Source organism: Acinetobacter sp. F16 (genome assembly GCF_052712855.1).
Genome location: NZ_JBRATK010000004.1, coordinates 114,469 through 138,586, shown reverse-complemented (window position 1 = coordinate 138,586; position 24,118 = coordinate 114,469). Strand labels below are relative to the sequence as shown.

General features: G+C 38.6%; 20 protein-coding genes, 2 tRNA genes and 2 pseudogenes. 15 read left to right on the top strand and 9 right to left on the bottom strand.

Going from position 1 to position 24,118, the window contains the following annotated elements; all coding sequences use genetic code 11:
* Positions 1-7: 7 nt before the first annotated feature.
* From lpdA to pgaD, 7 genes are all read left to right on the top strand, one after another.
* Entirely contained in the window at positions 8-1,441 is a 1,434-nt protein-coding gene (lpdA, locus tag ACU0NF_RS04010; RefSeq protein ID WP_370983659.1) for a dihydrolipoyl dehydrogenase, read from the top strand.
* 172 nt (positions 1,442-1,613) lie between these two features.
* Complete coding sequence (gene sucC / locus ACU0NF_RS04005; RefSeq protein WP_370983660.1) at positions 1,614-2,780, top strand: ADP-forming succinate--CoA ligase subunit beta; 1,167 nt, start codon at positions 1,614-1,616, stop codon at positions 2,778-2,780.
* Positions 2,781-2,793: 13 nt separating this feature from the next.
* Positions 2,794-3,684: a succinate--CoA ligase subunit alpha gene (gene sucD, locus ACU0NF_RS04000; protein ID WP_445660211.1), complete on the top strand. Its 891-nt coding sequence runs from the start codon at positions 2,794-2,796 to the stop codon at positions 3,682-3,684.
* Positions 3,685-4,035: 351 nt separating this feature from the next.
* Positions 4,036-6,522 (top strand): poly-beta-1,6 N-acetyl-D-glucosamine export porin PgaA, encoded by a 2,487-nt coding sequence (gene pgaA, locus ACU0NF_RS03995; protein ID WP_445660210.1) that lies wholly within the window; start codon positions 4,036-4,038, stop codon positions 6,520-6,522.
* On the top strand, positions 6,522-8,378 hold the full coding sequence (pgaB, locus tag ACU0NF_RS03990; RefSeq protein WP_445660209.1) for a poly-beta-1,6-N-acetyl-D-glucosamine N-deacetylase PgaB: 1,857 nt from the start codon (positions 6,522-6,524) through the stop codon (positions 8,376-8,378). The genes pgaA and pgaB (ACU0NF_RS03990) overlap by 1 nt, the downstream gene beginning before the upstream one ends.
* Positions 8,375-9,646 carry a poly-beta-1,6-N-acetyl-D-glucosamine synthase gene (gene pgaC, locus ACU0NF_RS03985; RefSeq protein WP_445660208.1) on the top strand — a complete coding sequence of 424 codons (1,272 nt, stop codon included), beginning with the start codon at positions 8,375-8,377 and terminating at the stop codon, positions 9,644-9,646. Before pgaB (ACU0NF_RS03990) ends, pgaC begins: the two co-directional genes overlap by 4 nt.
* On the top strand, positions 9,639-10,145 hold the full coding sequence (gene pgaD / locus ACU0NF_RS03980) for a poly-beta-1,6-N-acetyl-D-glucosamine biosynthesis protein PgaD (protein WP_445660207.1): 507 nt from the start codon (positions 9,639-9,641) through the stop codon (positions 10,143-10,145). Before pgaC ends, pgaD begins: the two co-directional genes overlap by 8 nt.
* Here the strand turns inward: pgaD and pgaB (ACU0NF_RS03975) are convergent.
* The 5 genes and pseudogenes from pgaB (ACU0NF_RS03975) to ACU0NF_RS03955 form a co-directional block, all read right to left on the bottom strand.
* Positions 10,111-11,325, bottom strand: coding sequence for a poly-beta-1,6-N-acetyl-D-glucosamine N-deacetylase PgaB (pgaB, locus tag ACU0NF_RS03975; protein ID WP_445660206.1), 1,215 nt, complete (start codon positions 11,323-11,325; stop codon positions 10,111-10,113). The two genes, pgaD and pgaB (ACU0NF_RS03975), sit on opposite strands and share 35 nt — an antisense overlap.
* Before the next feature lie 696 nt (positions 11,326-12,021).
* Complete coding sequence (locus ACU0NF_RS03970; RefSeq protein WP_445660238.1) at positions 12,022-12,135, bottom strand: hypothetical protein; 114 nt, start codon at positions 12,133-12,135, stop codon at positions 12,022-12,024.
* Between the two features lie 19 nt (positions 12,136-12,154).
* Positions 12,155-12,705: pseudogene (locus ACU0NF_RS03965) on the bottom strand (hypothetical protein); the annotation flags it as partial.
* Positions 12,706-12,747: 42 nt separating this feature from the next.
* Positions 12,748-13,324: pseudogene (locus ACU0NF_RS03960) on the bottom strand (OB-fold-containig protein).
* A 409-nt stretch (positions 13,325-13,733) separates the two neighbouring features.
* On the bottom strand, positions 13,734-14,276 hold the full coding sequence (locus ACU0NF_RS03955) for a hypothetical protein (protein WP_445660205.1): 543 nt from the start codon (positions 14,274-14,276) through the stop codon (positions 13,734-13,736).
* Between the two features lie 342 nt (positions 14,277-14,618).
* On the opposite strand from ACU0NF_RS03955, the gene cysD reads away from it, so the two are divergent.
* The 3 genes from cysD (at position 14,619) to ACU0NF_RS03940 (ending at position 17,692) form a co-directional block, all read left to right on the top strand.
* Positions 14,619-15,527, top strand: coding sequence for a sulfate adenylyltransferase subunit CysD (gene cysD, locus ACU0NF_RS03950; protein ID WP_171458486.1), 909 nt, complete (start codon positions 14,619-14,621; stop codon positions 15,525-15,527).
* A 128-nt stretch (positions 15,528-15,655) separates the two neighbouring features.
* On the top strand, positions 15,656-17,272 hold the full coding sequence (gene cysN, locus ACU0NF_RS03945; RefSeq protein ID WP_445660204.1) for a sulfate adenylyltransferase subunit CysN: 1,617 nt from the start codon (positions 15,656-15,658) through the stop codon (positions 17,270-17,272).
* 147 nt (positions 17,273-17,419) lie between these two features.
* Positions 17,420-17,692: a hypothetical protein gene (locus ACU0NF_RS03940; RefSeq protein ID WP_445660203.1), complete on the top strand. Its 273-nt coding sequence runs from the start codon at positions 17,420-17,422 to the stop codon at positions 17,690-17,692.
* A 5-nt stretch (positions 17,693-17,697) separates the two neighbouring features.
* Here the strand turns inward: ACU0NF_RS03940 and ACU0NF_RS03935 are convergent, their stop codons facing one another.
* Together ACU0NF_RS03935 and ACU0NF_RS03930 are read right to left on the bottom strand one after the other, a co-directional pair.
* Positions 17,698-18,849, bottom strand: coding sequence for a sterol desaturase family protein (locus tag ACU0NF_RS03935; RefSeq protein WP_445660202.1), 1,152 nt, complete (start codon positions 18,847-18,849; stop codon positions 17,698-17,700).
* Between the two features lie 198 nt (positions 18,850-19,047).
* Positions 19,048-19,377 carry a thioredoxin family protein gene (locus ACU0NF_RS03930; RefSeq protein ID WP_445660237.1) on the bottom strand — a complete coding sequence of 110 codons (330 nt, stop codon included), beginning with the start codon at positions 19,375-19,377 and terminating at the stop codon, positions 19,048-19,050.
* 128 nt (positions 19,378-19,505) lie between these two features.
* Between ACU0NF_RS03930 and ACU0NF_RS03925 the strand changes: the two genes are divergently transcribed.
* The 3 genes from ACU0NF_RS03925 (at position 19,506) to ACU0NF_RS03915 (ending at position 21,975) form a co-directional block, all read left to right on the top strand.
* Positions 19,506-20,498: an NAD(P)H-quinone oxidoreductase gene (locus ACU0NF_RS03925; protein WP_445660201.1), complete on the top strand. Its 993-nt coding sequence runs from the start codon at positions 19,506-19,508 to the stop codon at positions 20,496-20,498.
* A 235-nt stretch (positions 20,499-20,733) separates the two neighbouring features.
* Positions 20,734-20,934, top strand: coding sequence for a hypothetical protein (locus tag ACU0NF_RS03920; protein ID WP_131267046.1), 201 nt, complete (start codon positions 20,734-20,736; stop codon positions 20,932-20,934).
* 135 nt (positions 20,935-21,069) lie between these two features.
* Positions 21,070-21,975, top strand: coding sequence for a helix-turn-helix transcriptional regulator (locus ACU0NF_RS03915; protein WP_445660200.1), 906 nt, complete (start codon positions 21,070-21,072; stop codon positions 21,973-21,975).
* 106 nt (positions 21,976-22,081) lie between these two features.
* Here ACU0NF_RS03915 and ACU0NF_RS03910 read toward each other — a convergent pair.
* Positions 22,082-22,167 (bottom strand) — tRNA-Leu (locus ACU0NF_RS03910).
* Between the two features lie 12 nt (positions 22,168-22,179).
* Positions 22,180-22,253 (bottom strand) — tRNA-Cys (locus tag ACU0NF_RS03905).
* 153 nt (positions 22,254-22,406) lie between these two features.
* Here ACU0NF_RS03905 and folD point away from each other — a divergent pair.
* Positions 22,407-23,255 (top strand): bifunctional methylenetetrahydrofolate dehydrogenase/methenyltetrahydrofolate cyclohydrolase FolD, encoded by an 849-nt coding sequence (gene folD, locus ACU0NF_RS03900; RefSeq protein ID WP_445660199.1) that lies wholly within the window; start codon positions 22,407-22,409, stop codon positions 23,253-23,255.
* 165 nt (positions 23,256-23,420) lie between these two features.
* The gene (locus ACU0NF_RS03895; protein ID WP_445660198.1) at positions 23,421-24,089 is read left to right on the top strand and encodes a class I SAM-dependent methyltransferase; all 669 of its coding nucleotides are present in this window, start codon (positions 23,421-23,423) and stop codon (positions 24,087-24,089) included.
* The last annotated feature ends 29 nt before the right edge of the window (positions 24,090-24,118 follow it).

Here is a 24,118-nt window from a genome sequence, read left to right as displayed (position 1 = left end):
GAGAATAATGTCTCAACAATTTGATTTAGTTGTAATTGGCGGTGGACCAGGTGGTTATGAAGCGGCGATTCGTGCTGCTCAACTTGGTTTTAAAGTTGCTTGTATTGAAAAACGTATTCATAAAGGCAAACCCTCTTTAGGCGGTACTTGCTTAAACGTGGGTTGTATCCCTTCTAAAGCTTTACTTGATTCTTCACATCGTTATGAAGATACCGTTCAGCATTTAGATGACCATGGGATTACCACAGGTGAAGTTAAATTTGATCTTTCTAAAATGCTTGGTCGTAAAGACAAAGTTGTAGATCAGTTGACTGGCGGTATTGCTCAATTGCTTAAAGGCAATGGCATTGAATGGTTACAAGGTACAGGTAAATTACTTGCGGGTAAAAAAGTTGAATTCACGCCATTTGAAGGTGAAGTTCAAGTTTTAGAGCCTAAATATGTGATTCTTGCGACGGGTTCTGTTCCTGTAAATATTCCTGTAGCTCCTGTAGATCAAGACTTAATCGTTGATTCCACTGGCGCGCTTGAGTTCCAAGAAGTACCTAAGCGTTTAGGTGTGATTGGTGCTGGCGTAATCGGCCTTGAGCTTGGTTCAGTATGGCGTCGTTTGGGTGCAGAAGTTGTTGTATTTGAAGCAATGGATGCATTCTTGCCAATGGCTGATAAAGCTTTGGCAAAAGACTTCCAAAAACTGTTGACTAAACAAGGTATGGATATCCGTATCGGTGCAAAAGTTGCAGGTACTGAAATCAATGGTCGTGAAGTAACGGTTAAATATAACCAGGCTGGCGAAGACAAAACTGAAACTTTCGATAAGTTGATCGTTTGTGTAGGTCGTCGTGCCTATGCTGAAGGTTTATTGGCTGATGATTCAGGCATTAAATTGACTGAACGTGGTTTGGTTGAAGTAAACGATTGGTGTGCAACTTCTGTTGAAGGTGTATACGCGATTGGTGACTTGGTACGTGGTCCAATGCTTGCTCATAAAGCAATGGAAGAAGGCGTAATGGCAGTTGAACGTATTCACGGTCATGCTGCTCAAGTGAACTACGACACAATCATCTCTGTAATCTATACACACCCAGAAGCGGCTTGGGTAGGTTTAACAGAACAGCAAGCGATTGATAAAGGTCATGAAGTTAAAACCGGTCAATTCGGTTTTGCGGTAAATGGTCGTGCCTTGGCTGCTGGTGAAGGTGCTGGTTTCGTTAAGTTTGTTGCTGATGCGAAAACTGACCGCCTACTTGGTATGCACGTGATTGGACCTGCTGCGTCTGATATTGTTCACCAGGGTATGATTGCACTTGAATTTGTATCTTCAATTGAAGATTTGCAGTTGATGACGTTTGGTCACCCAACATTCTCTGAAGTGGTGCATGAAGCTGCACTGGCAGTGGATGGACGAGCGATTCACGCGATCCAACGCAAGCGTAAGTAATTCTTGAAAGAGCGGCTCCGGCCGCTCTTTTTACATTTGGTGGTTGTTTTTAAGTGAATAATCATCTAAAAATAAAGATAAGAAAGATTTTAAAAAATGCCAATACTGCTTTGATGGATGTCTGGGTATTGGTGGGCCATAACAAAGCGAAGAAGTAATAAAAGGTTATTCGATGAATTTACATGAGTATCAAGCAAAAGCGTTATTAAAAAAATATGGTATGCCTGTTCAGGAGGGTGTACTTGCAACGAATGCAGCAGAAGCAGTAGCAGCGTTTGAGCAACTCGGCGGTAAATTTGCCGTGATGAAAGCTCAAGTTCATGCTGGGGGACGCGGTAAAGCCGGCGGGGTAAAAGTCGTAAAATCAAGCGATGAAGCTGCCGAATATGTAAATGGTATTATTGGTACCCGCCTAGTGACCTATCAGACCGATGCCAATGGGCAGCCGGTAAATAGTGTTTTGGTGTGTGAAGATGTCTATCCGGTTGAACGTGAATTGTACCTTGGTGCAGTGGTAGATCGTTCAAGTCGTCGCGTGACCTTTATGGCATCGACTGAAGGTGGTGTCGAAATTGAAAAAGTCGCAGAAGAAACTCCTGAAAAAATTATCAAAGTCGAAGTTGACCCACTAATCGGTCTTATGCCGTTTCAGGCGCGTGAAGTCGCATTTGCACTTCATTTAAAAGATGGACAAATCAACCAATTTGTTAAAATTATGACGGCTGCTTATCAGGCGTTTATTGAAAATGATTTTGCCCTGTTTGAAATTAACCCACTTTCAGTTCGAGAAAATGGAGATATCCTTTGTGTTGATGCCAAAGTAGGCATCGATTCAAATGCACTTTATCGCTTGCCTGAAATTGAAGCAATGCGTGATAAATCTCAGGAAAATGAGCGGGAGTTGAAGGCTTCAGAATTTGATCTGAATTATGTTGCACTTGAAGGTAACATTGGCTGTATGGTCAATGGAGCAGGTCTTGCCATGGCAACCATGGACATTATTAAACTCTATGGTGGCCAACCTGCGAACTTCCTGGATGTAGGTGGTGGTGCAACCAAAGACCGGGTCATTGAAGCATTTAAAATCATCCTTTCAGATTCTTCTGTGCAAGGTGTATTGATCAATATCTTTGGTGGAATTGTACGTTGTGACATGATTGCAGAAGCAATTATTGCAGCGGTTCAGGAAGTACATGTCAATGTACCTGTAGTTGTTCGCCTGGAAGGCAACAATTCAGAGTTAGGGGCAAAATTACTCGATGAATCAGGTTTGAAATTAATTTCTGCGAATGGTCTGGCCGATGCTGCAGAAAAAATTGTTGCTGCAGTGAAAGCATAAGGGAGTATCGATCATGAGCGTATTAGTAAATAAAGACACAACCGTGTTGGTACAAGGGTTTACCGGTAAAAATGGAACTTTCCATTCAGAACAGTCAATTGCTTATGGAACTAAAGTGGTTGGTGGAGTAACACCCGGTAAAGGTGGTCAAACACATTTAAGCCTGCCAGTTTTTAATACCATGAAAGAAGCGGTACGTGAAACGGGTGCGACTGCAACCTCTATTTATGTGCCTGCACCTTTTGTACTTGATTCAATTATTGAATCGATTGATTCGGGTATTGAACTGATTGTAGTGATCACAGAAGGCGTACCAACTCTGGATATGCTAAAAGCTAAACGTTATTTAGAAACTTATGGTAATAACGCACGCTTAATTGGTCCAAACTGTCCAGGAATTATTACACCGGGTGAATGCAAAATCGGCATTATGCCGGGCCATATTCATCAGCCAGGTAAAATTGGTATTATTTCACGTTCAGGAACTTTGACTTATGAAGCTGTGGCGCAAACCACTAAGCTTGGCCTAGGCCAGTCGACTTGTATCGGAATCGGAGGTGACCCAATTCCAGGTATGAACCAGATTGACTGCTTAAAACTGTTCCAGGAAGATCCTCAAACTGAAGCCATTATCATGATTGGTGAGATTGGTGGTACGGCTGAAGAAGAAGCTGCGGAATATATTCAATCGAATGTGACCAAGCCTGTCGTAGGTTATATCGCAGGTGTAACTGCACCTAAAGGTAAACGTATGGGACATGCGGGTGCGATTATTTCCGGCGGTAAAGGTACAGCAGAAGAAAAATTTGTTGCCTTTGAAAAAGCTGGAATGGCATATACCCGTAGTCCAGCAGAATTGGGTTCGACGATGTATCAGTTGCTGAAGGATAAAGGTTTAGCTTAATTCTTAGTAAAATAAAAAAGCTCTCATTAGAGGGCTTTTTTATTGAGTTGTATTTTAAAATTATAGAAAATAAATGATGAACAGTTGGAAATTAAATCTGGTAGTCATTTGAAAAATTTAATTTAAAGTTATCGAATTGATAAGTAAATATAAATCGGAAAATTTATTAGAATAGAAGATGCTCTTATAAAAAAAATATTAGATATTTCACGGTTATTATAAGGTGATAAATATCACATTAATAGTTAAAAACACAAAATTAAACACAAATAATTTTGATCTGATTAGGTTTGAGGGTATTGTTTATGGCATTGCAATAATTAATAACAATGAATTGTGAATATTTTGAAAATGAATAAAATAAATTTTAAATTAAACCTACTTGCACTCTCTTGTGGAACTTTACTTTTTTCTACATTCTTGCATGCAGAATTATTGTATAGGGACTCTATAGATCCGCAACGTGAAAAAACAGTAGGGTTGATTAAGCAAGGACAAGTAGATGCGGGCTTGCAAAAACTCAGACAATTATTGCGTCTCCAACCCAACAATCAGAAACTGATTGCTGATTTTGTAGTGATGTCATATGAACATCAAAAATTTACTGAGCAAGATATTAAGTATCTTGCTGGGATACAAAATAAACAATTTCCGGAATATGCAAAGATTGATGTCCTTAAAGCACTACGTGATTTAAGAAAATTTGAATTGGCAGAACAATGGGCAAAAAAATTCGCTCAGACCGATCAAAATCAGAAGTGGGTGGTGTGGATAGGTGTATTACAAGCAGAAGCTGGAAAAATGCTTGAATCGAAAAAAACATTATCTTCGCTTGATATCAACTATATTGACTCGGATTATTTAGCACAGCTCTCTTATGCATATCGAATGTTAGATATGCCGGTTGAAGCATTGAATGCAGCCAGCCTAGCCTTTGAAAAAAATCCGGATAGCAATACGCAGGAACAGTATGGATTGGCACTTATGGCAAATGCGGATTATGCTCGGGCTGAAAAATATCTTCAAAATAATGAAATACTCAAAAGACAACCTCAACTTAGAGCAAATGCCAAAATTAGCGAATTTACCCAACGCATTCAAAATGCTGAGCAGTATTCTAAATTATATACTTATCAAGATCTTGGGACTAACCAACCTTATCAAAAACTTGATCAAGTCATTGCAGATATGGAAAAGTATGAATCCCAGTTGCCAAATAATCCTAGCATAAAGCGACAATTTTACTATGAATATATTTATGCATTAAATGCGAAAAATAGTTCCAAAAAATTGCTTGAACAGATACCAAAAATTGGATTACCTATTGAGCAAATGCCACCTTATGTGCGCCAATCGATTGCAGATGCATATTTAAATGTTCAACAACCCAAAGTGGCTGAAAAGCTCTATAAAAATTTGTTGCAAGAAAAAAACTATCCAAGTTTTAGGCTCTACTCAAGCTTGTATTATTCCTTAATTGAACAGGAAAAATTTAAGGAAGCCCAACAATTATTATTAGATATGGACAAATTACTGCCTACTTTTCGTTATAGCAATGCAAAAGGAGTAGATAAAGTGCCACATGATGATCGCAGTGAATATTTATCACTAGTTGGTCTTAATTATGTGTATCGAAATGAATATGCTAAAGCGGAAAATTACTTTGAAAACTTGGTTGCTAAAGCACCTAATAATGTGGTTTATCAAAATAATCGTGCATTTGTTCAACGCTTGCGTGAAAAGCCGCAAAGCTCAGAATGGATACTAGCTCAGTGGGATGGGATCGAGCCTGTAGATAATGGGATGCAAATTAGTCATTTAGAGAATATGCAAGCCTTAGGGGATATCCAGCAATGGCGTACCCAAAATGCTTATCTTATGCAAACAATGCCTGAAGATACGGGATTAATAAAAAGTAAAAAAGAACTCGAAGATCGTAATCATGCATCTATTCAACATCAAAGTACTTTTTCAGAAAGTGAGTCTGATAACTCAGCTTTGCTCAACCGTTTGAAAGGGAATCGCGAACAGGATCACTTAACCCGGATTAATAGCCCGTGGTTTTTTGATAATTTCCGCAGCTATGTCGATCATAGTATTCGTTCAGCTGAATATGATACAGGCAAAATTGATGATCAACGCATAGGTCTTGGACTTGAATGGGAGTCTCGCCGTAAAAATGCAAATATTATGTTGTCTCAAAGTATAGACAATGAACAAGATCAAGATCGTTTTGGGGTACAGGTAAGCTGGTCGCAATGGCTAAGCGATCATTGGCAGTATGGCTTAGGATTTAATAGTCAGGCGGATATTCCATTACAAGCGATTAAAAATGGAAATGAAGGTCAGTCATATACTTTTGGTGTTCATTGGCGACAACATGAATCTCGTGAAGCGAATGTGATTTATCAACTGACTGATATTGACGATGACAATATGCGTCAAGAGATTACAGCATTCTTCAGACAACAGATTTTTCAGGCACCCCATCATATTACCAGTTTGACTTTAGCAGGGTATTACAGTCAAAACGATGATGTGACGGTAGATTATTTCAATCCTGAAGAAAGTTATAGCGCCGAACTTACTTTACTGCATGACTGGACGACTTGGCGCAGATATGAGAAGGATTTCACACAACATTTTGAAGCAATGATTGGCACTTTTGGACAAGATGGAGTTTCTTCAAAGCCAATTTATAACGTTTTCTATCAGCATGATTGGCAATTCTCTAGAACATGGAGTTTGAACTATGGCATAGGGTGGGGTACACATCCTTATGATGGTGAAGATGAAGAAAAAACTTATGCAACAGTGGGCTTTAAAGGAATTTTTTAATGAAACAAGTTATAAAAACTTTACTTTCTGTTGTAATGATGACTGCTCTGGTTATTCCAGCGGAAAGTTTTGCTCAGAATGTAACTAAAACAACAAATGTGACTAAAACAACAAATGAAGTAGCTGATAAATTATTTGTCACTGTGACTTTTCATGATGTGCGAGATGATGTTGCCCAAGTGGGTGACCGAGATATTTATGCAATTAGTACTAAAAATTTAGGACGTTATTTTGCCTGGCTTGAGCAAGAGGGATGGCATCCCATTCGTTTGCAAGATGTGTGGAATGCACGACAAAAGAAAAAAAGTTTACCTGAAAAATCAGTATTATTAACATTTGATGATGGTGCATTAAGTAGTTACACGCGGGTTTTCCCTTTATTGAAACAATATAATTTCCCTGCAGTATTTGCGATTCCAACGAGCTGGATTAATGGGAATACCAAAGACGCTTATGAAGCTTATGGTAAAAATAATCTGATGAACTGGGATCAAATGCGTGAAATGCAACAGTCAGGTTTAGCCGAATTTGCTTCACACTCAGACAATTTGCATAAAGGGATACTTGCTAATCCACAAAAAAATATGCAACCTGCTGCAATTACACGCCAATATTTGCCTAAATATCAACGTTATGAATCAGATCAAGTCTATCAGAAACGGATAATATCAGATTTAAAAAAATCTAAGGGAACTTTAGACACTGAGCTAGGAATAAATACCATGGCTGTATTCTGGCCCTATGGTGCTGTGACTAAGGAAAGTGAATTACTTGCAGCAAAAGCTGGATTTCCTATGTCATTTAGCTTAGGTAGCATGTCGACCCTTGCTGATTCTGGAGCAACCTACCAACGTGCTCTTGTAATGGGTAATCCAACCCCTGAAATATTGCATGCGGAAATGGTAAATTTTTTGACTTTTGCACGTGATGAATACAAAAAAAAGCGCAATATTATCCGTTTCGATTTAACTGAAATGGTGAGTCCAAACAACCAAATTTTTAACCAAAAATTGGGACAATTTTTAGATCAAGTTAATGCATTGAAAACAGATACTATTTTATTAAAAGTGGTAGCTGATGAGAATGGTGATGGGAAAATTGATGTTGCGTATTTCCCCAATCGCCAATTGGGAATGCGCCAAGATTTGTTGAATCGTACAGTGTGGCAGGCACGTACGCGTATTGATAATAGTGTATATGTTGAATTGCCGATTAGTTTGGAAACAAAACAAGGGATAAATCTTGCGGAATTAACAGTTGAATTAGCCAAAAATAATTCTTCAATTAAAGGTTTAATGTTAGAAACAGGTGATGAATTCGTATGTGCGCTAAAAAATAAAACTTGGGATGCTGCCTGTACCCAGAAAGTAAAGAAAATTCTTGAAATTAAAGAGCGTACTAAAGAAAAAAGTAAATATCACACAAACATTAGTTATAACTATCAAACTGCTTTAAAAATGAGTTTGACAGATAAACATGTAGATGGGTTAAAACCATTAATTGAACAGAGCTTAACTGCGAGTGATTTACTTTATATTGAGTTTGATCCGGTTAAATATCCTGAAATATTTAAGGCTGTGCAAAAACAATTGCAACAGTTGAGTGATGCACAAAAGCAGCGTTTAATTTTTAGTTTCACAGTAAATCAAAATGCCAAAAAAGGTGATTGGAAAGAATATCAGCAGTATTATCAAACTTTAAAAAAATCAGCCATACAAAAAATTGGTATTAACAATTATCACTTGGAAACTGGACAGCAGGTTCAGGAACATCTTTATCAGGAACTCAGTACCAATAGTAGTCCTTTAACTTATCGTAATCCTTATGAAAATAATACTGCAAAGGGGACGAAATGATGGAAGGCTTAAGTTTACTTCAAATCAGTGATTTTTATTTTGGTTTTGCTTTTTTCTATCCCTTATTTATGGCATGGATTTGGATAGTAGGTGGTATATGGTTTTATTTAAAGCATGAGTTTAAACAACCTGAATTACCACAACCGAGTGAACATGCCTGCAGTATTATTATTCCCTGTTTTAATGAAGAAGGACAGATTCGAGAAACGATTAAATTTGCAATGCAATCGCAGTATCCAAATTTTGAAGTGATTGCAGTGAATGATGGCAGTCAAGATAAAACTGCTGAAATTTTAGATGTACTTTTACAACAATACCCACAACTGAGAGTCGTGCATTTGGCTGAGAACCAGGGTAAAGCATATGCACTACGCGCGGGTGCAATGGTTAGTCAAAATGAATATTTGGTTTGTATTGATGGCGATGCCTTGTTACATCCGCATGCTGTGTTATGGATGATGCACCATTTAACCCGATTCCCGAGAATTGGAGCTGTAACAGGCAATCCTCGTATTGTGAACCGTTCTAGTATCCTCGGTAAAATTCAAGTGGGCGAATTCTCTTCCATTATTGGATTGATCAAACGGGCACAACGAACCTATGGCCGTATTTTTACCGTGTCGGGGGCGATTGCAGGTTTTCGTAAAACTGCCCTGGACCGCATTGGTTATTGGCGTGATGACATGATTACAGAGGATATCGATGTGTCATGGCGTTTGCAGTTCGATCACTGGGATCTGCAGTATGTCCCCAAAGCACTATGTTATATCTATATGCCAGAAACCTTGAAGGGTCTATGGAAACAACGCTTACGTTGGTCACAAGGTGGAATTGAAGTATTAGGGGCTTATTTCCATAAATTATTTAAATGGAATTTGCGCCGGATGTGGCCAATCGCACTGGAATCCATAATTAGTGTGGTGTGGGCATATGTGATGTTTGGCATTATTGTTTTGTATTTATATGGTCTATTTTTTTCTTTACCAGGCGAGTGGGCAATTCAATCTCTCTTTCCTCAATGGTATGGGGTCATTCTAGGAATGACCTGTCTTGTTCAATTCTTTGTCAGTTTGTGTATTGATAAACCTTACGATAAAGACCGAATCTTCAGGAACTATTTTTGGGTCATTTGGTATCCTTTGTTCTTCTGGATTCTCACTATGCTGACTACGGTCGTTGCATTACCTAAAACAATTTTCAAAACTCAAAAACGTGCGCGATGGATCAGTCCAGACCGTGGATTTAGAGGAGAAGCGGAAAATGACTAATGTAAACAAATATTATCTTATTGAAGATGAGTCGAAGTTAGAAATTCCTGAATATATTGACCGACCAGAATATGTGCGAAATAAGAGTATGGGTTACAGCTTGCAAATTGCGGGGTGGTTCATTTTTATGTGGCTGTTTATGCCAGTGCTGACAATGTTTTTTTGGTGGGTTGAAGGCAAAACAATTTATCAGCAAATGGTGATACAGGCCGCACCCAATAGCCAGTTAAGTCTAATGAATATGATCATTATGATTGCTATCTTTACTGGTGCGCTGCTGCTTTGGGCAACTTATAACTGGATTCGCTTTTATAACCGTGAACGCCGTAGTACTCCTTTAGCTATAGATGAACAGCAGCTTGCATCAAGTTTTAAAGTCAATAAAACAGATATTTTAAATATGCAACAGGCAAAGAACCTAACCCTTTATTATGACAACCAAGGGAATTTAGAATTTATTGGGATTAATCATCAGTTGAAAAAACGGATTTCAGCCTAGCTGTTTGAGGATGTTCAGTGACAAAATCATCGGGGTAATAACCAATGTGTTTTACCCCGTGTTTTTCTAAAAACTGCATAGTCTCAATAATTTCTTGGGTTGAAAGTTTCTGATTGTTTTTCCAGTTTACGGCTTGCAGTTCAAAAATAGTACGATCTAATTCTGGATCGTATTTTTTTGACTGTTGAATTAAGTCTAAATAGAATTGCTGGTGATCATCTGCTTCTTCCATATAAGGCATCGCCATGATGGCATTATAGTCATAATGTTGATAAGTACTTGGCATTGACTGACTAAACCAGTTTTCGCTGATTGGATTTAAGACTACCGGTGCATACATATTCCGAGCGGTGAGGATGTTCGGCTGTTGCTGCTTAATAATTTTGGTTATCCCTTCTGCAAACTGGTCCAGATAAGCAGTCTTTAATTGAGCCAATTGGGATGGTTTGGGATATTTAGGCAGTTGTGATACCTGTTCTGAATCAAATCCCCAAGATTGGTACATGCTTAAGGCAGGAGTAGATATATCTTCATAATCACTCATAGTGATATCATCATGATAAAGCACCCCATCGACTGAATTGGATTTCATAAAATCTAAAAAAATTTCAGAAACGTATTTAAGGTTTTTTTGATTAAATGGGGAAACCCGAATATAGCCTGGTTTTCCGCCTTCACTATGTGAAATATAAGGAATCTGGTAGCTTTTGGGAAACTCCCAAGCCATTAAAGGCAGCCAAGCATATATATGTTTCACGCGAGTCTTGTTCCGAATCTGCTTTACTAATAGTGGAAAAAGATTGTCTCTTAAGGGAATATGGCGATTTTTAAAATAAACCTGATCTGCCGAGCCATTCGCATCTGGATCTGCAAAAGCCTGTAAGAAAATGGTATTGGGTTGGATCTGTTGAATTCGTTCTATTAAAGCTTGAATATTTACTTGTTGCTGTTTCTTATTTTTGTCATAGACATAATCTATATCAATATGCATAATCCGCATCTGATCAATTTTGGTGATTTTCTTTGCAGATGGAATGGGTTTTTTGACGGCATTCTGCTGAACAATCTCATCAATGGGATGATGTTTAATTTGAGTTAGCTCTGCAGAGTTTGCAGAGAAAGGTAGGCCACCTAAACTTATATAAAGGCAGGAAGTAAAAAATTTTTTAAAATCTCTCATTTTTTATACTCATTTTTAGCGGATTGTTCACTGTATAGTCCATTAGTGTTTTGAAAAATCAGAAACCCGTTGTGACTATATTGTTATTAAATTTTGGTTGATCAAAGTCATTAAACTTGGCCCAAATCTTGAATCGAAAACTTTTTTAATCAGTTTTTTTTTTATTTGAATATAAGATTTAAATTATATACTAGCTAAAACTATATAAGTCTTGTCGCTAGCCTTAATAATTAATCCATAGATATGGATTTAATTCTATGAGTGTAGAATCATAATCAATCACTTCCAAAATTCGTCAATTTCAGAACACCTTCCGCAAATCACCCTAAAAAAATAGAAGGATGGGGTGGAAGCAGAACCACCATTAATACCAACGAATGGTACACCTGCAAATTGTGCTTTTAGCGCAGTGTCCTGTCGTTGAATAATTTTGCTATTTTGGAAAGTGGAACAAGTGGAACAATGCCATTCCAAGACGGCTTTGATGATTTCCTTAAACCGCAAAGCGAAGTAAATAGAGTGAGTCATTATTATGCTTTATATATTTAATATCAAAAGATAATGTAACGTTTTATAGACCTAACTCAAGTGAGTTTATGCAGATAAATTGTATAAAATTTATTCGAATTAAAATAAAAATGCAGCCGACCTAGACTGCATTTTTTAGATTTTAAATATTTACTTAGATGAAGTTAATTAAGGCTTCAAACTCTGCGTTAAACCATTAATATCTCTACCTTGAATACCTAGTTCATTCATCAAACTATCAATGAGTGGGGCTTGAGTGCGATAACGTAAGGCCCTGTTCACCACTTGATCAGACAAGGCAATCTGCTTCGGTTTTTACCGCTTCTGCACGGGCACGGTCAGTTGAAGCTTTGGCTTCCGATTCCTCGCGAGATTTTTCGGCAATGGCGATGGCGCGAATCTGTTCAGCCAGTTCGATGGTTTTCTTTTGTGCCACTTATGCTTGTTGAATAATTTGCGATTTTTGAATGTTTTGATTTTCAACATTACATGCCGCAGTAATCCGTTTTAAATCAACTTCACGTTCAGCCGCAATTTGTACTTCTTCTGCTTCACGCTTGTTGGGAGCTTCTTGCATTGCAATTTCTGCCTGTTTTTCGGCTTTACAAATTGAATTCACGCTCTTGCTGCATTTTTGCATATTCTTCCCAGACGCAAAATGTTCATGTTGACTGGAATAATTTCATGCAGCACAGGCAATACGATGGCACCACCCCCAAAACCGGTACGGACAAAAGAAATTTCTTTACTGGAACGACGATAAAGTCGGGCAATAATAATGACGGTAATCACCAGAGCGGCAAAAATTACGCCTGCAATGATTAAGATGTTATATAAAATCGACATTGGCATTGTTATCTCAGTTATTTCAATTGTTTTATTAAAAGTAAAAATTTAAAGGGTAATGGCTTGAAAGCCAATTTTGGTTCTTTGGGTCAAGACCACGGACTGACCTTGAGTAAATATTTCGTCTTGTTCGGGTTTAACCAGAACATAATGCATTTGTCCAAGCTGATCTTGAACTTTGGGTTGTGCAGGTAAGTTGATTTTGGCTTTCCCTAAAACCACCGTGCGTCCAATCAATTCTTCACTATAAATAGCTGTGGTTTCATCTTGCGGTAAAATTTTTGCAATGATCATGGCGCTATAACGGACTAAGGGCATGCTCAAGAACAGGCAGGTGCAATAATCCAGGCGCTAAAAATTGTGCGGTAAAATGATGGAAAATACTTTGGATGATAAATCCAGTTAAACCATAAATGGTTAAGAAAATAATCAGCCAGACAAAGAGTGGCACATGACTCAAATATAACCAGTCTAAAACTTGGGTAAAAATACTCTGATCGGCATCGATGCCAATTTCCGCATGTTGTGCATTGCTTAAATCATCCGGTAAAAACTGCTCCAAGAATCCTTGAGAGCCACCACCCAGTAAAAGCAAAATCAGTTCTAAAATACCCAATAGCAACATTAGGTAAATACAAACGCTGAAAATGAGGTTGGAAGGATGAGTGAGAAGTATCTACATTATTTTTATCTCTATATATTTGTTCGCGTAAATTATTCAAGTTATTGGTTTTTTGTTTAAAAATTAAACTTAATTAAAGATAGTATTGAAGGATAAATTTGTCTAAAAAAATAAATGAATTCATGCTGATATAAACGTCATCTCAGTGCTTGAGCAGGCTCTTTATTTTATAAAGGCATATTTTTAATAAAGTAGATATAGGATGATTTAAATTCCCCATTCTGTAAAAAAACCGAAATGCGGTAAAAGCTTAGGAGATACTGATCATCAATATTTTAAGTATGTTATTTAAATGAAGGGTATCTCAAAATAAGCAGATTTTAATTCAAACAGATCTTGATATCAGCAGAGCTTAATTAAAACAGGTCTGAATCCGGACTTTCATGTCCAAGGCTTGTTGCACAATAAAGCTTTTCATCCAGTTGACTTGTTGACCCATTGGATTGGTTTTAATGGCTGTATTCAGAAAATCTAACTGAGGCTGATTGAATAACTGGTTTTCAATAGCTTCTTCAAGTTGTATGCTATTGGCTGCAAGGGGAAGACTGACCAAATAGAATGCTTTGGGGAAGTTATAAAATGCATAGAGTAAGTTAAAGGCTTTTTGATCTGCCTTTAAATTTCCCGCACTAATTTCATAGCTCCGATCTTGATTGCTATGAGTTACGCCTATCAAAAAATCAAATTTATCGTCCAAAAGTCGTAGACCAAATTGTAGTCCGATTTGATCAGCGGTAAGTTCATGCTGAACAAAGTTATTCAAGATAGAGCCATCATCATTTAAGGGTTCTTGAAGCACCAGTAATTGTGGATTGTGTTGATAGATAAAGCCGGCGAGTTGTGCGTGTTCTAGGCTGGATTTAACAGTGTCGATAGTATGGTCTAGCTTAGGCATAATTCAAAACAACATAGGAGATGGAAGAAAGTTTGGCTACTGTATGAAATTTACAAGCTGAATAAAATATATGTTTTAGATAAAAAATCGATCAGCTTAGAATTTGTACATTTTAATGTTGGGTTGTTGTAGCCAGTATGTCTGGATAAAATAATAGAACAGGATTTAAGTGAATCATTAATAAAAACTTATACTCGTTATTAGTTAAGTTCTATATGACAAATATGCATATTAATATAATAAAACAAGCAATAGTTGGGATAACTAAATCTTTATAATGAATATATATATTTTTAAAAGTGTAATAGTACACGTTGATCTGAGCTGGTGTTGTCAATGTCCATAAATGAGGAAAGACTTACTCATCTTAAACAGCTTGAAGCTGAGAGTATTCACATTATCCGTGAAGTGGCTGCCGAATTTGAAAATCCGGTCATGTTGTATTCCATTGGTAAAGATTCTGCAGTAATGCTGCATCTTGCTTTAAAAGCATTCTATCCCGCAAAACTCCCATTCCCGCTACTGCATGTAGACACGGGCTGGAAGTTCAAAGATATGATCAAATTTCGTGACAACATGGCTAAAACCCATGGTTTCGATTTGATCGTGCATCAAAACAAAGAAGGTAAAGACGCTGGGATCAACCCGTTTGATCACGGTAGCTCTAAATATACCGACATCATGAAAACCCAAGGCTTAAAACAGGCTTTGAATAAATACAAGTTCGATGCTGCTTTTGGTGGCGCGCGCCGTGACGAAGAAAAATCACGTGCTAAAGAACGTGTATATTCATTCCGTGACAGCAAGCACCGTTGGGATCCTAAAAACCAGCGTCCTGAACTTTGGAATCTTTACAACGGTAAAGTGAACAAAGGCGAAAGTATTCGTGTGTTCCCATTATCAAACTGGACTGAGCTTGATATCTGGCAATACATCTACTTGGAAAGCATTCCATTAGTACCACTTTATTTGGCTGCAGAACGTCCTGTGGTTGAACGCAGTGGCACCTTGATTATGGTTGATGATGAACGTATGCCTTTAAAAGAAGGTGAAGTTCCACAAATGAAATCGGTACGTTTCCGTACTTTAGGTTGTTACCCGTTAACGGGTGCGGTTGAATCAACTGCCAACACCTTGCCGGAAATTATCCAAGAAATGCTTTTAGCCACAAGTTCTGAACGTCAAGGTCGTATGATTGACCATGATGAAGCAGGCTCGATGGAAAAGAAAAAGCAAGAAGGTTATTTCTAAGAATCTCTCCCCTTGCGCAGCAGCGCTGCTCATCTTTTAAAAAAAGAGGAGATTTCCCACTTTGTTAAAGGGGGATAAAAGGGGGATTCAACCAAACCGATTTCTAAAGAATGTGTGGAGTTTGAGCGATGTCTCATCAATCAGAATTGATTAGCCAGGATATCTTGGCGTATTTAAAACAGCACGAAAATAAAGACTTATTGCGTTTCCTAACTTGCGGTAACGTGGATGATGGTAAATCGACTTTAATTGGTCGTTTGCTTTACGATTCAAAATTGATCTATGAAGATCAATTGCAAGCCGTAACCCGTGACTCTAAAAAAGTCGGTACGACTGGCGATGCACCTGACTTGGCGTTACTTGTAGATGGTCTGCAAGCTGAACGTGAGCAGGGCATTACCATTGACGTGGCTTATCGTTATTTCTCTACAGAAAAACGTAAGTTCATCATTGCCGACACGCCGGGACATGAGCAGTACACACGTAACATGGCTACAGGTGCATCTACCTGTGACCTTGCGATCATCTTGATTGATGCGCGTTACGGTGTGCAAACCCAGACCCGTCGTCATACTTATATTGCAAGCTTGCTCGGTATTAAGAACATTATTGTTGCAATCAACAAAATGGACTTGGTTGAATTCTCTGAAGCACGCTTCAATGAAATTCAAGCAGATTATGCAAACTTCGTGAGCCAATTGGGCGATCGTAAGCCAAGCAACATCATCTTTACGCCTATTTCTGCATTGAATGGCGATAACGTGGTGAACAAGTCTGAAAATACACCGTGGTATACCGGTCAAACTTTAATGGGTTCACTTGAATCTGTTGAAATTAACCGTGATACCGCGAAGCGTGATTTCCGTTTCCCTGTGCAATATGTAAACCGTCCTAACCTTGATTTCCGTGGTTTTGCAGGTACGATTGCGCTTGGTGAAATCAGCGTGGGTGATAAAGTTGTCGCGTTACCATCGGGTAAATCTTCAACTGTTAAAGAAATCGTGACTTATGATGGCAACCTTGAGCATGCCTTTGCAGGTCAAGCGGTGACATTAACGTTAAACGATGAAATTGACGTATCACGCGGTAATATGCTGATTCGTGCGGATCAGGGTATTCCTGCCATTTCACGTTCGGTAAAAGCGACTGTGGTATGGATGGCGGATCAACCGCTTGTACTTGGCAAGTTGTATAACATCAAAATTGGTACGCAAACTGTTCCTGCCAAAGTGACTGGCATCAACTTCCGTACCAATGTGAACACGCTTGAGCAAATGCAAGTGGATCACCTTGAGCTGAATGCGATTGCCAATGTTACTGTTGAATTTGATGCGCCAGTGGTATTTGACCGTTATCAAGACAGCCGTTACACCGGTTCGTTTATCTTTATTGATCGTTTAAACAACGTAACGATTGGTGCGGGTATGGTGGAAGACACTGTTGAATGGTCTGCACATAGCAACCCTGTAACTGCAGAAGACCGTGCTGCTCGTTTAGGTCAAAAACCTGCATCTATCACTGTGTCGAACAAAGCACTGGAAAATGCTCAAGCGCTTGAAAACTTGTTGCTTCAACAGGGCATTGTAGCGATTGCGAAAGCTGACCTTGATGCTGCTCAAGTTGCACTTCTTCGTGAAACTGGTATTGCAGTCATTACGACTGTTGCAGAAGCGACAGATGTAACTTTCGCGCAAGAATCTGTTGAAGAATTGGCTGAGAAAATTGTGGAATTGGTTCGTCTGTAAGACTGAGCTGATTTAAAAGAAAACCCGTCTTTATGGCGGGTTTTTTATTTGGGTAAATTTTAAGTGGGTGAATACTATACAGTCATTTGAAAGTTGAACTTTCACTTAAATTGCTTCTCGATACAATACAGATATTGAGGGGTATTTATGAAAAAATTATTTGTTTTAATGGGGCTGTGTTTAGCTTTTGGGGTTGAAGCCAAACAAAATAGTGAAAGTACAGAAGCGATTAAGCAAAAAATTATTAAGCAGTCGATTGAAAGCTATCCTGGAAATTGTCCCTGTCCTTATAACACAGCGCGAAATGGCAGCCGTTGCGGTAAGCGGAGTGCATATAACCGTGCAGGTGGATATTCACCGCTTTGTTATCCTGAAGATGTGAGTGATCGGATGGTTAAAGAATTTAACACAAGGGTTTAAATACGCTAATTTTTTCCAAAATTCTTTTTGAGTTTATTTATATATTTTTTGAATGGCCAAGTGAATTGTTTAACAAAACTATTTGGAATTTTATAACCTACTGTACCGTAAACACTTGCTAAATGATTTGGCATGTAAACTGATTTGAAAATAACATCATAAAGTGGAATGAAGGCAGCATAGTTTTTATCTATAGCGGGCTTTTCAGATGAATGATGCCAATGATGAAATTCGGGTGTTGCAATGATCCAACGCAAGTATGGAAAACGGAATCGTACATTTGAATGAATGAAAATTGCATGGAATGAGATAAATACCAAATAGATAAAAACTGCTGAAGTGTGAAAACCCAAAATAAAAATAGGCAGTGTTGCTATAAGGCGTGTCATAACAACTTCTACAATATGTAAACGAGAAGACGCAAGCCAGTCCATTTGTTCTGTTGAATGATGTATAGCGTGAAAGCGCCATAAAAAGTTGATTTCATGCATTGCTCGATGTAGCCAGTATGTTGTGAAATCGACAACAATTAAGAGTTCAATAAACTGCAACCAGATGGGTTGAGATTGAACATAAGGAACAATCGGGTTATGGGGAATATGTGTAATCCAATATTGAATAGGCATTACAGTTAAAAATGAAAAGAGTTGAATGCCAACATGACTAAACATGAAATATTTTATGTCTGTTACCCATCCTAAACGTAGAATTTTTTGATCAGGATTTTTAGCAAAGAATCCCTCCAGAGGAATAAAAACCAAAGCTAAAATAATCAGGGTAATAACAAAATAATCAAAACCTGCATAAAAAGGCAAGTCTGGTAATGTTGGAGCTTGTATTAGTCCACAACCTAAAATTGCAGCTAAAATGGCAAAACATAAACCATAAAATCCATATCTATTCTGTTTTATAGTTGCGCTATACGTACCAAATAAAGCGCTGATGACAATTCCACTGAGTAGGCTATAGTAAAAAATATTATAATATTTACTATAAAATGGTCTTAATTCAGGTGTAGTTAATATATTGGGAAATAAGAAGCATAAGGCTGCAAAAACACCCAAAAGACCTAAAGTCATGGATAAAAAAGCACTAACTTTGCCTTGACCCGCATTTAATTCTAAATTTTCAAATTTTTGTCTAAGTTGGTCTGTCATATTTATTCTTAATTGTAATTTTATAATTGATTGTTTGGAATGCTGGACGAATTATATACATATATGTTTAAAAAGTATTCTTTAAGCATATATAAAGGATTAATAAAGAGTAGGGATTAGATTAATAAGTTAAGACATAAGTCAGATGTAGCTTCATTCCTTTCTCTTAATTTTATCGATCAGCAAAATAATTTATCACTAACGAATTGAGTCAATAATATATTTTAATTCATGCAGAGTTTTAACACCTGCAATTCGCTTTACAATTGCTCCATTCTTAAAAATTAAAGTAGATGGCAAGCCGTAAACATTATAGCGCAAGGTTAAAATTGGGGATTGATCAATATTGACCTTGCCGAATTTGATTGCAGGATTAATCTGTGCAAAATGTTCTGCAACTTTTTTAAATACAGGAAAATTTTGTATACAAGGCGCACACCAGTTGGCATAAAAACGAATGACTGCCAGACCTTCATACCACTCAAAATCGCTGTAATTATTTTCTGTGTACTCAATGATCTCACTCATATCAAGTTTAATATCAATTTGCTGAATAGTACTTTGATTATACATAAGTCCATTGTTATTCATTCCTGTGTAGGTTTATGTTCAAATACATAAAACTTGAAAAGTATTGAATAGATCAGGAAGACACTATGTCACAAGCCAACATGCAGCAAGTCATCATCACAGAACCGGGCGGGGTGGATAAACTTGCCTATGAAACTGTTGCAGTACCCACAACAAAAGCAGATGAAGTCTTAGTTAAAGTCCATGCTTTTGGCATTAACCGCCCAGACATCTTGCAACGCCAAGGCTTGTATCCAATGCCTAAAGGCGTAACACCTGTACCGGGTCTGGAAGTAGCAGGTATTGTTGAATCGGTAGGTGGCGATGTCACTAAATTTAAAGTTGGTGACAAGGTTTGTGGCTTAACCAATGGTGGTGGTTATGCAGAATATTGCGTTGTACCTGAAAGCCAAACATTGACCATTCCTGAAGGCGTAAGCTTTACTCAAGCGGCAGCCATTCCTGAAACCTTCTTTACCGTATGGGCGAATGTGTTCCAGATGGGTAAAGCCAAAGCAGGGGAAACGGTACTGGTTCATGGCGGTGCAAGCGGGATTGGAACCACTGCGCTGATGCTGTGCAAATCACTTGGCATCAAAACGTTTGCAACTGTGGGTACTGATGAAAAAGTTGCGGCTATTTCAGATTTAACCACAGCCATTAACTACAAGACTCAAGACTTTGAACAGGTCATCAATGAAAAAACCGACAATGGCGGTGTAGATGTCATTTTGGATATGGTCGGTGCGCCATACTTGGAACGTAATTTGAATTTATTACGTCGTGATGGTCGTTTGGTCTATATTGCCTTCCTAGGTGGTCGTAAAGCGAAAGAGATCAATCTGGGTCATATCATGATGAAACGCTTGACCATTACCGGTTCGACCATGCGTGCACGTAGCACCGCTGAAAAAGCAGAGATTGCACAAGGCTTGCATGAAACTGTTGCACCATTATGGGCAAAAGGTGAATGCCTGCCGATGATTTATAAAACATTTAAGTTTGACCAGATTCAGGAAGCGCATGCCGCTATGGATACGGGTGAGCATATAGGTAAAATTGTGGTGGAAATCATCTAAATTTTCTCCTATTAAATAAGATGAGCCAACATATGTTGGCTTTTCTTTTGCATAAAAAAAGATAAGTAATTCAAATTAATTGGTTGAAAAATAGTGAGGATATTTTAAAAAATGGTAAAAAGTGTCGAATGTTCGACACAACCTGTCAAAACCAAGGCGTACATTAGCAATTAAATTTAATCTGACTAAATTGTTGGGTTTTAGTTGAAAATTCACGCAATAGAGGGAATGTATGATGAAAATAGTGTCAGCTCCATATACCCGTGCCCATAGCTTCCGTGCGTTAAAGCGCCTGCATAAAGCGATTATTCGTAATCAGGTGCTGAATTCCGATTTGCATAAGCTTTATCAAGCCATGCTTCATTTAGAGCGTTATGTAGAACGCCTCAATCGTAAAAGTCATAAAAACCGTTCAGCGCAACGTGTTAAAGCGTGATTTAAACTTTCTCTATTAGCCTTAAGTTGAAGTAAATATTTGAAATCTCATTTTTGTTAGGCTGTATAATTTTTTTATAATTTAAAAATTTTAAGCATTTTATGCACTGTGCTGAAAAGCACAAAGAGGGGATTTATGAAGGGCATTCCTTCAACACATGAGCGCCTTGCAGAGCGTTTGGCATGTATTTTAACTAAATTAAATGGAGGGTATCAGCTAAGCGTGCAGGAGCTGGCACGTGAGTTTCAGGTCAGTAACCGAACCATTGAGCGCGATTTTGACCGGCTAAATTCCTATCTCCCTTTAATACAGGATGCAAAAACCAAAAAATTCTATCTGGAATCTTCTTATCTTGGGCGGTTCAAATTACAGGACATTAAAAATTTTGCACAATTGTCAGGAATCAATGACCTTTATCCATCATTAGATATCTCCTTTTTAAGAGAACTGTTTGATAACCGCGCCAATCTGGTCTTTTCTGCCAAAGGCTATAATTTTGAAGACGCGACGCAGTATGCTGAACATTTTAAGGTACTAACAGGAAGTATTCAAAAAAGACAGCAAATTGCTTTGCTTTACAGAGATCAAATACGGGTGGTCAAACCATACCGGTTAATTCATCACATGGGTAACTGGTATTTGGCAGCTGTGCGCAAGCAGGAGCTGCGTGTTTACCGTCTGGGCCGTATCGAGAAAATTATCTGTAGCTATCGGCTTGCACAATTCAAACATGATCAGGCTGTTCTGCAGCAATTAAAAGATGAAGATGGCATTTGGTTTCAGCACGAAAAACAGGAAGTGATTTTATCTGTGCATCCCGATGCTGCGATTTATTTTAAGCAACGCAGAATTTTTCCGGAACAGGTGATTCTGGATGAATCGGAAACTGGGGGATTATTGATTAGCTGTCAGATTCGGCATCAGAAAGAGTTGAATCCACTGGTACGTTACTGGATTCCTCATCTGAAAATTGTTAAGCCTGAACATTTGCAGCGAGAGCTGGATAATAGCTTGCAAGGTTATTTAAAAGTAGGTCAGTAAAATAACTGCAAAAATCAAATAGAGAGAAGTCGGGAAGAAATTCCAGACATAAAAAAACCAGCATTAAGCTGGGTTTTTTATTGCACCATTTTAAGAAGTATTAAAATGGTGCCCGAGGCCAGACTCGAACTGGCACGCTTTGTGGGCGGGGGATTTTAAATCCCCTGTGTCTACCGATTTCACCACTCGGGCATTTTACAAGATTGGAGGCGGAGGTCGGAATCGAACCGGCGTACACGGAGTTGCAGTCCGCTGCATGACCACTCTGCCACCCCGCCATCTCTTGGTGATGCACATATTAGCAATCTTTCAAAAAAAAACAATACTATAAATAGTGTATATGCGCATAAAATCGGCATATAGAATAAAATTGGCGAAATAATCATGTATTATTTGCAAAATTGATTCATATCAACACTTGGAGATGTGCCGTGGCATTAGTTTTAGATGGTCGTGCATTGGCGAAGCAAATTGAAGCAGACTTGTTAACTCGCGTTGAAGCATTAAAAGCGAAAACAAATCGTACCCCTATTCTTGCGACTATCTTAGTCGGTGACGATGGTGCATCTGCAACGTATGTACGTATGAAAGGCAATGCTTGCCGCCGTGTCGGTATGGATTCATTAAAAGTTGAGCTACCTTCAGAAACCACAACTGAACAGTTACTTGCTGAAATTGAAAAATTAAACGCAAATCCAGATGTTCACGGTATTTTGTTGCAACACCCGGTACCTGAGCAAATTGATGAACGTGCGTGTTTCGATGCAATCTCACTAGCAAAAGATGTGGATGGTGTTACTTGCCTTGGCTTTGGCCGTATGGCGATGGGCGAAGCAGCTTATGGTTCTGCAACTCCTGCAGGCATCATGACGATTCTTAAAGAAAACAACATTGAAATTGCAGGTAAACATGCGGTGGTTGTTGGCCGTTCTGCGATTTTGGGTAAACCAATGGCTGCAATGCTGCTTGAAGCCAATGCGACCGTAACGATTTGCCACTCACGCACACAAAACTTAGCTGACTTTGTGAAACAAGCGGACATTATTGTGGGTGCGGTAGGTAAAGCTGAATTGATCCAAAAAGACTGGATTAAACCAGGTGCAGTGGTTGTAGACGCGGGTTTCCATCCACGTGATGGCGGCGGTGTAGGTGACATTCAACTTGCAGGTATTGAAGAAGTTGCTTCTGCGTATACACCGGTTCCAGGTGGTGTAGGTCCAATGACCATTACCACGTTGATTCGTCAAACTGTTGAAGCTGCTGAAAAAGCTTTAGGTTGATTCATATGGATGTTCCTTCTCCCTCAGGGAGAAGGTTAGGATGAGGGTGCTTTTGAAAATAATCCTCTCCCTAACCCTCTCCTTTAAAAGGAGAGGGGATTTTCATTATGATTTTAGACGATTGTATTTCTTCATATCCCAATTTTAAAACGAATAAAAAATCTAATGAGCTGTACATTCCAATTTCCTAAAGCCCCTGAACATTTAATTCAAGCTTTGCATGAGGTGATTCCCGGTTGTGAGCTGATGGCGCAGCAATTGCCTGAAACACCGATTTCACTGTGGCTGATTCCACCGGTATTTCCAACCGATCGCCTAGATGATGAAGTGATCCGCCGGATCTGGAACGATACACCGTACTGGATTTTCTGTTGGGCGTCAGGGCTTGCCATGGCGCAGTGGTTGCTTGCAGAGCCGCATCACGTTAAAGATAAGGTCGTTCTCGACTTTGGTGCCGGATCGGGCGTAGTCGCGATTGCAGCGAAAATGGCAGGAGCTAAACGTGTTATTTGTTGTGATATCGACAAAGTCAGTCTGGCGGCCTGCCGTGCTAATGCAGAATTGAATGATGTAGAGCTTGAATATCTGGATGATTTGTATAAGGCAGAACAGGTCGATGTATTGCTTGCAGCGGATGTTTTATATGACCAATGCAATCGCTTTTTTCTGGATGAGTTTTTAAAATTCGCATCTGAGGTGTGGGTTGCAGACAGTCGGGTAAAAAACTTTAGCCATCCAAAATATCAAAAATTAGATGAACGAAGTGCCACGACTTGGCCAGATTTGGATGAATCTAAAGAATTTCGAAATGTGAGTTTGTATAAGACGCTGTAAACAGCGTCTTGGTATTTAATAAGTCACTT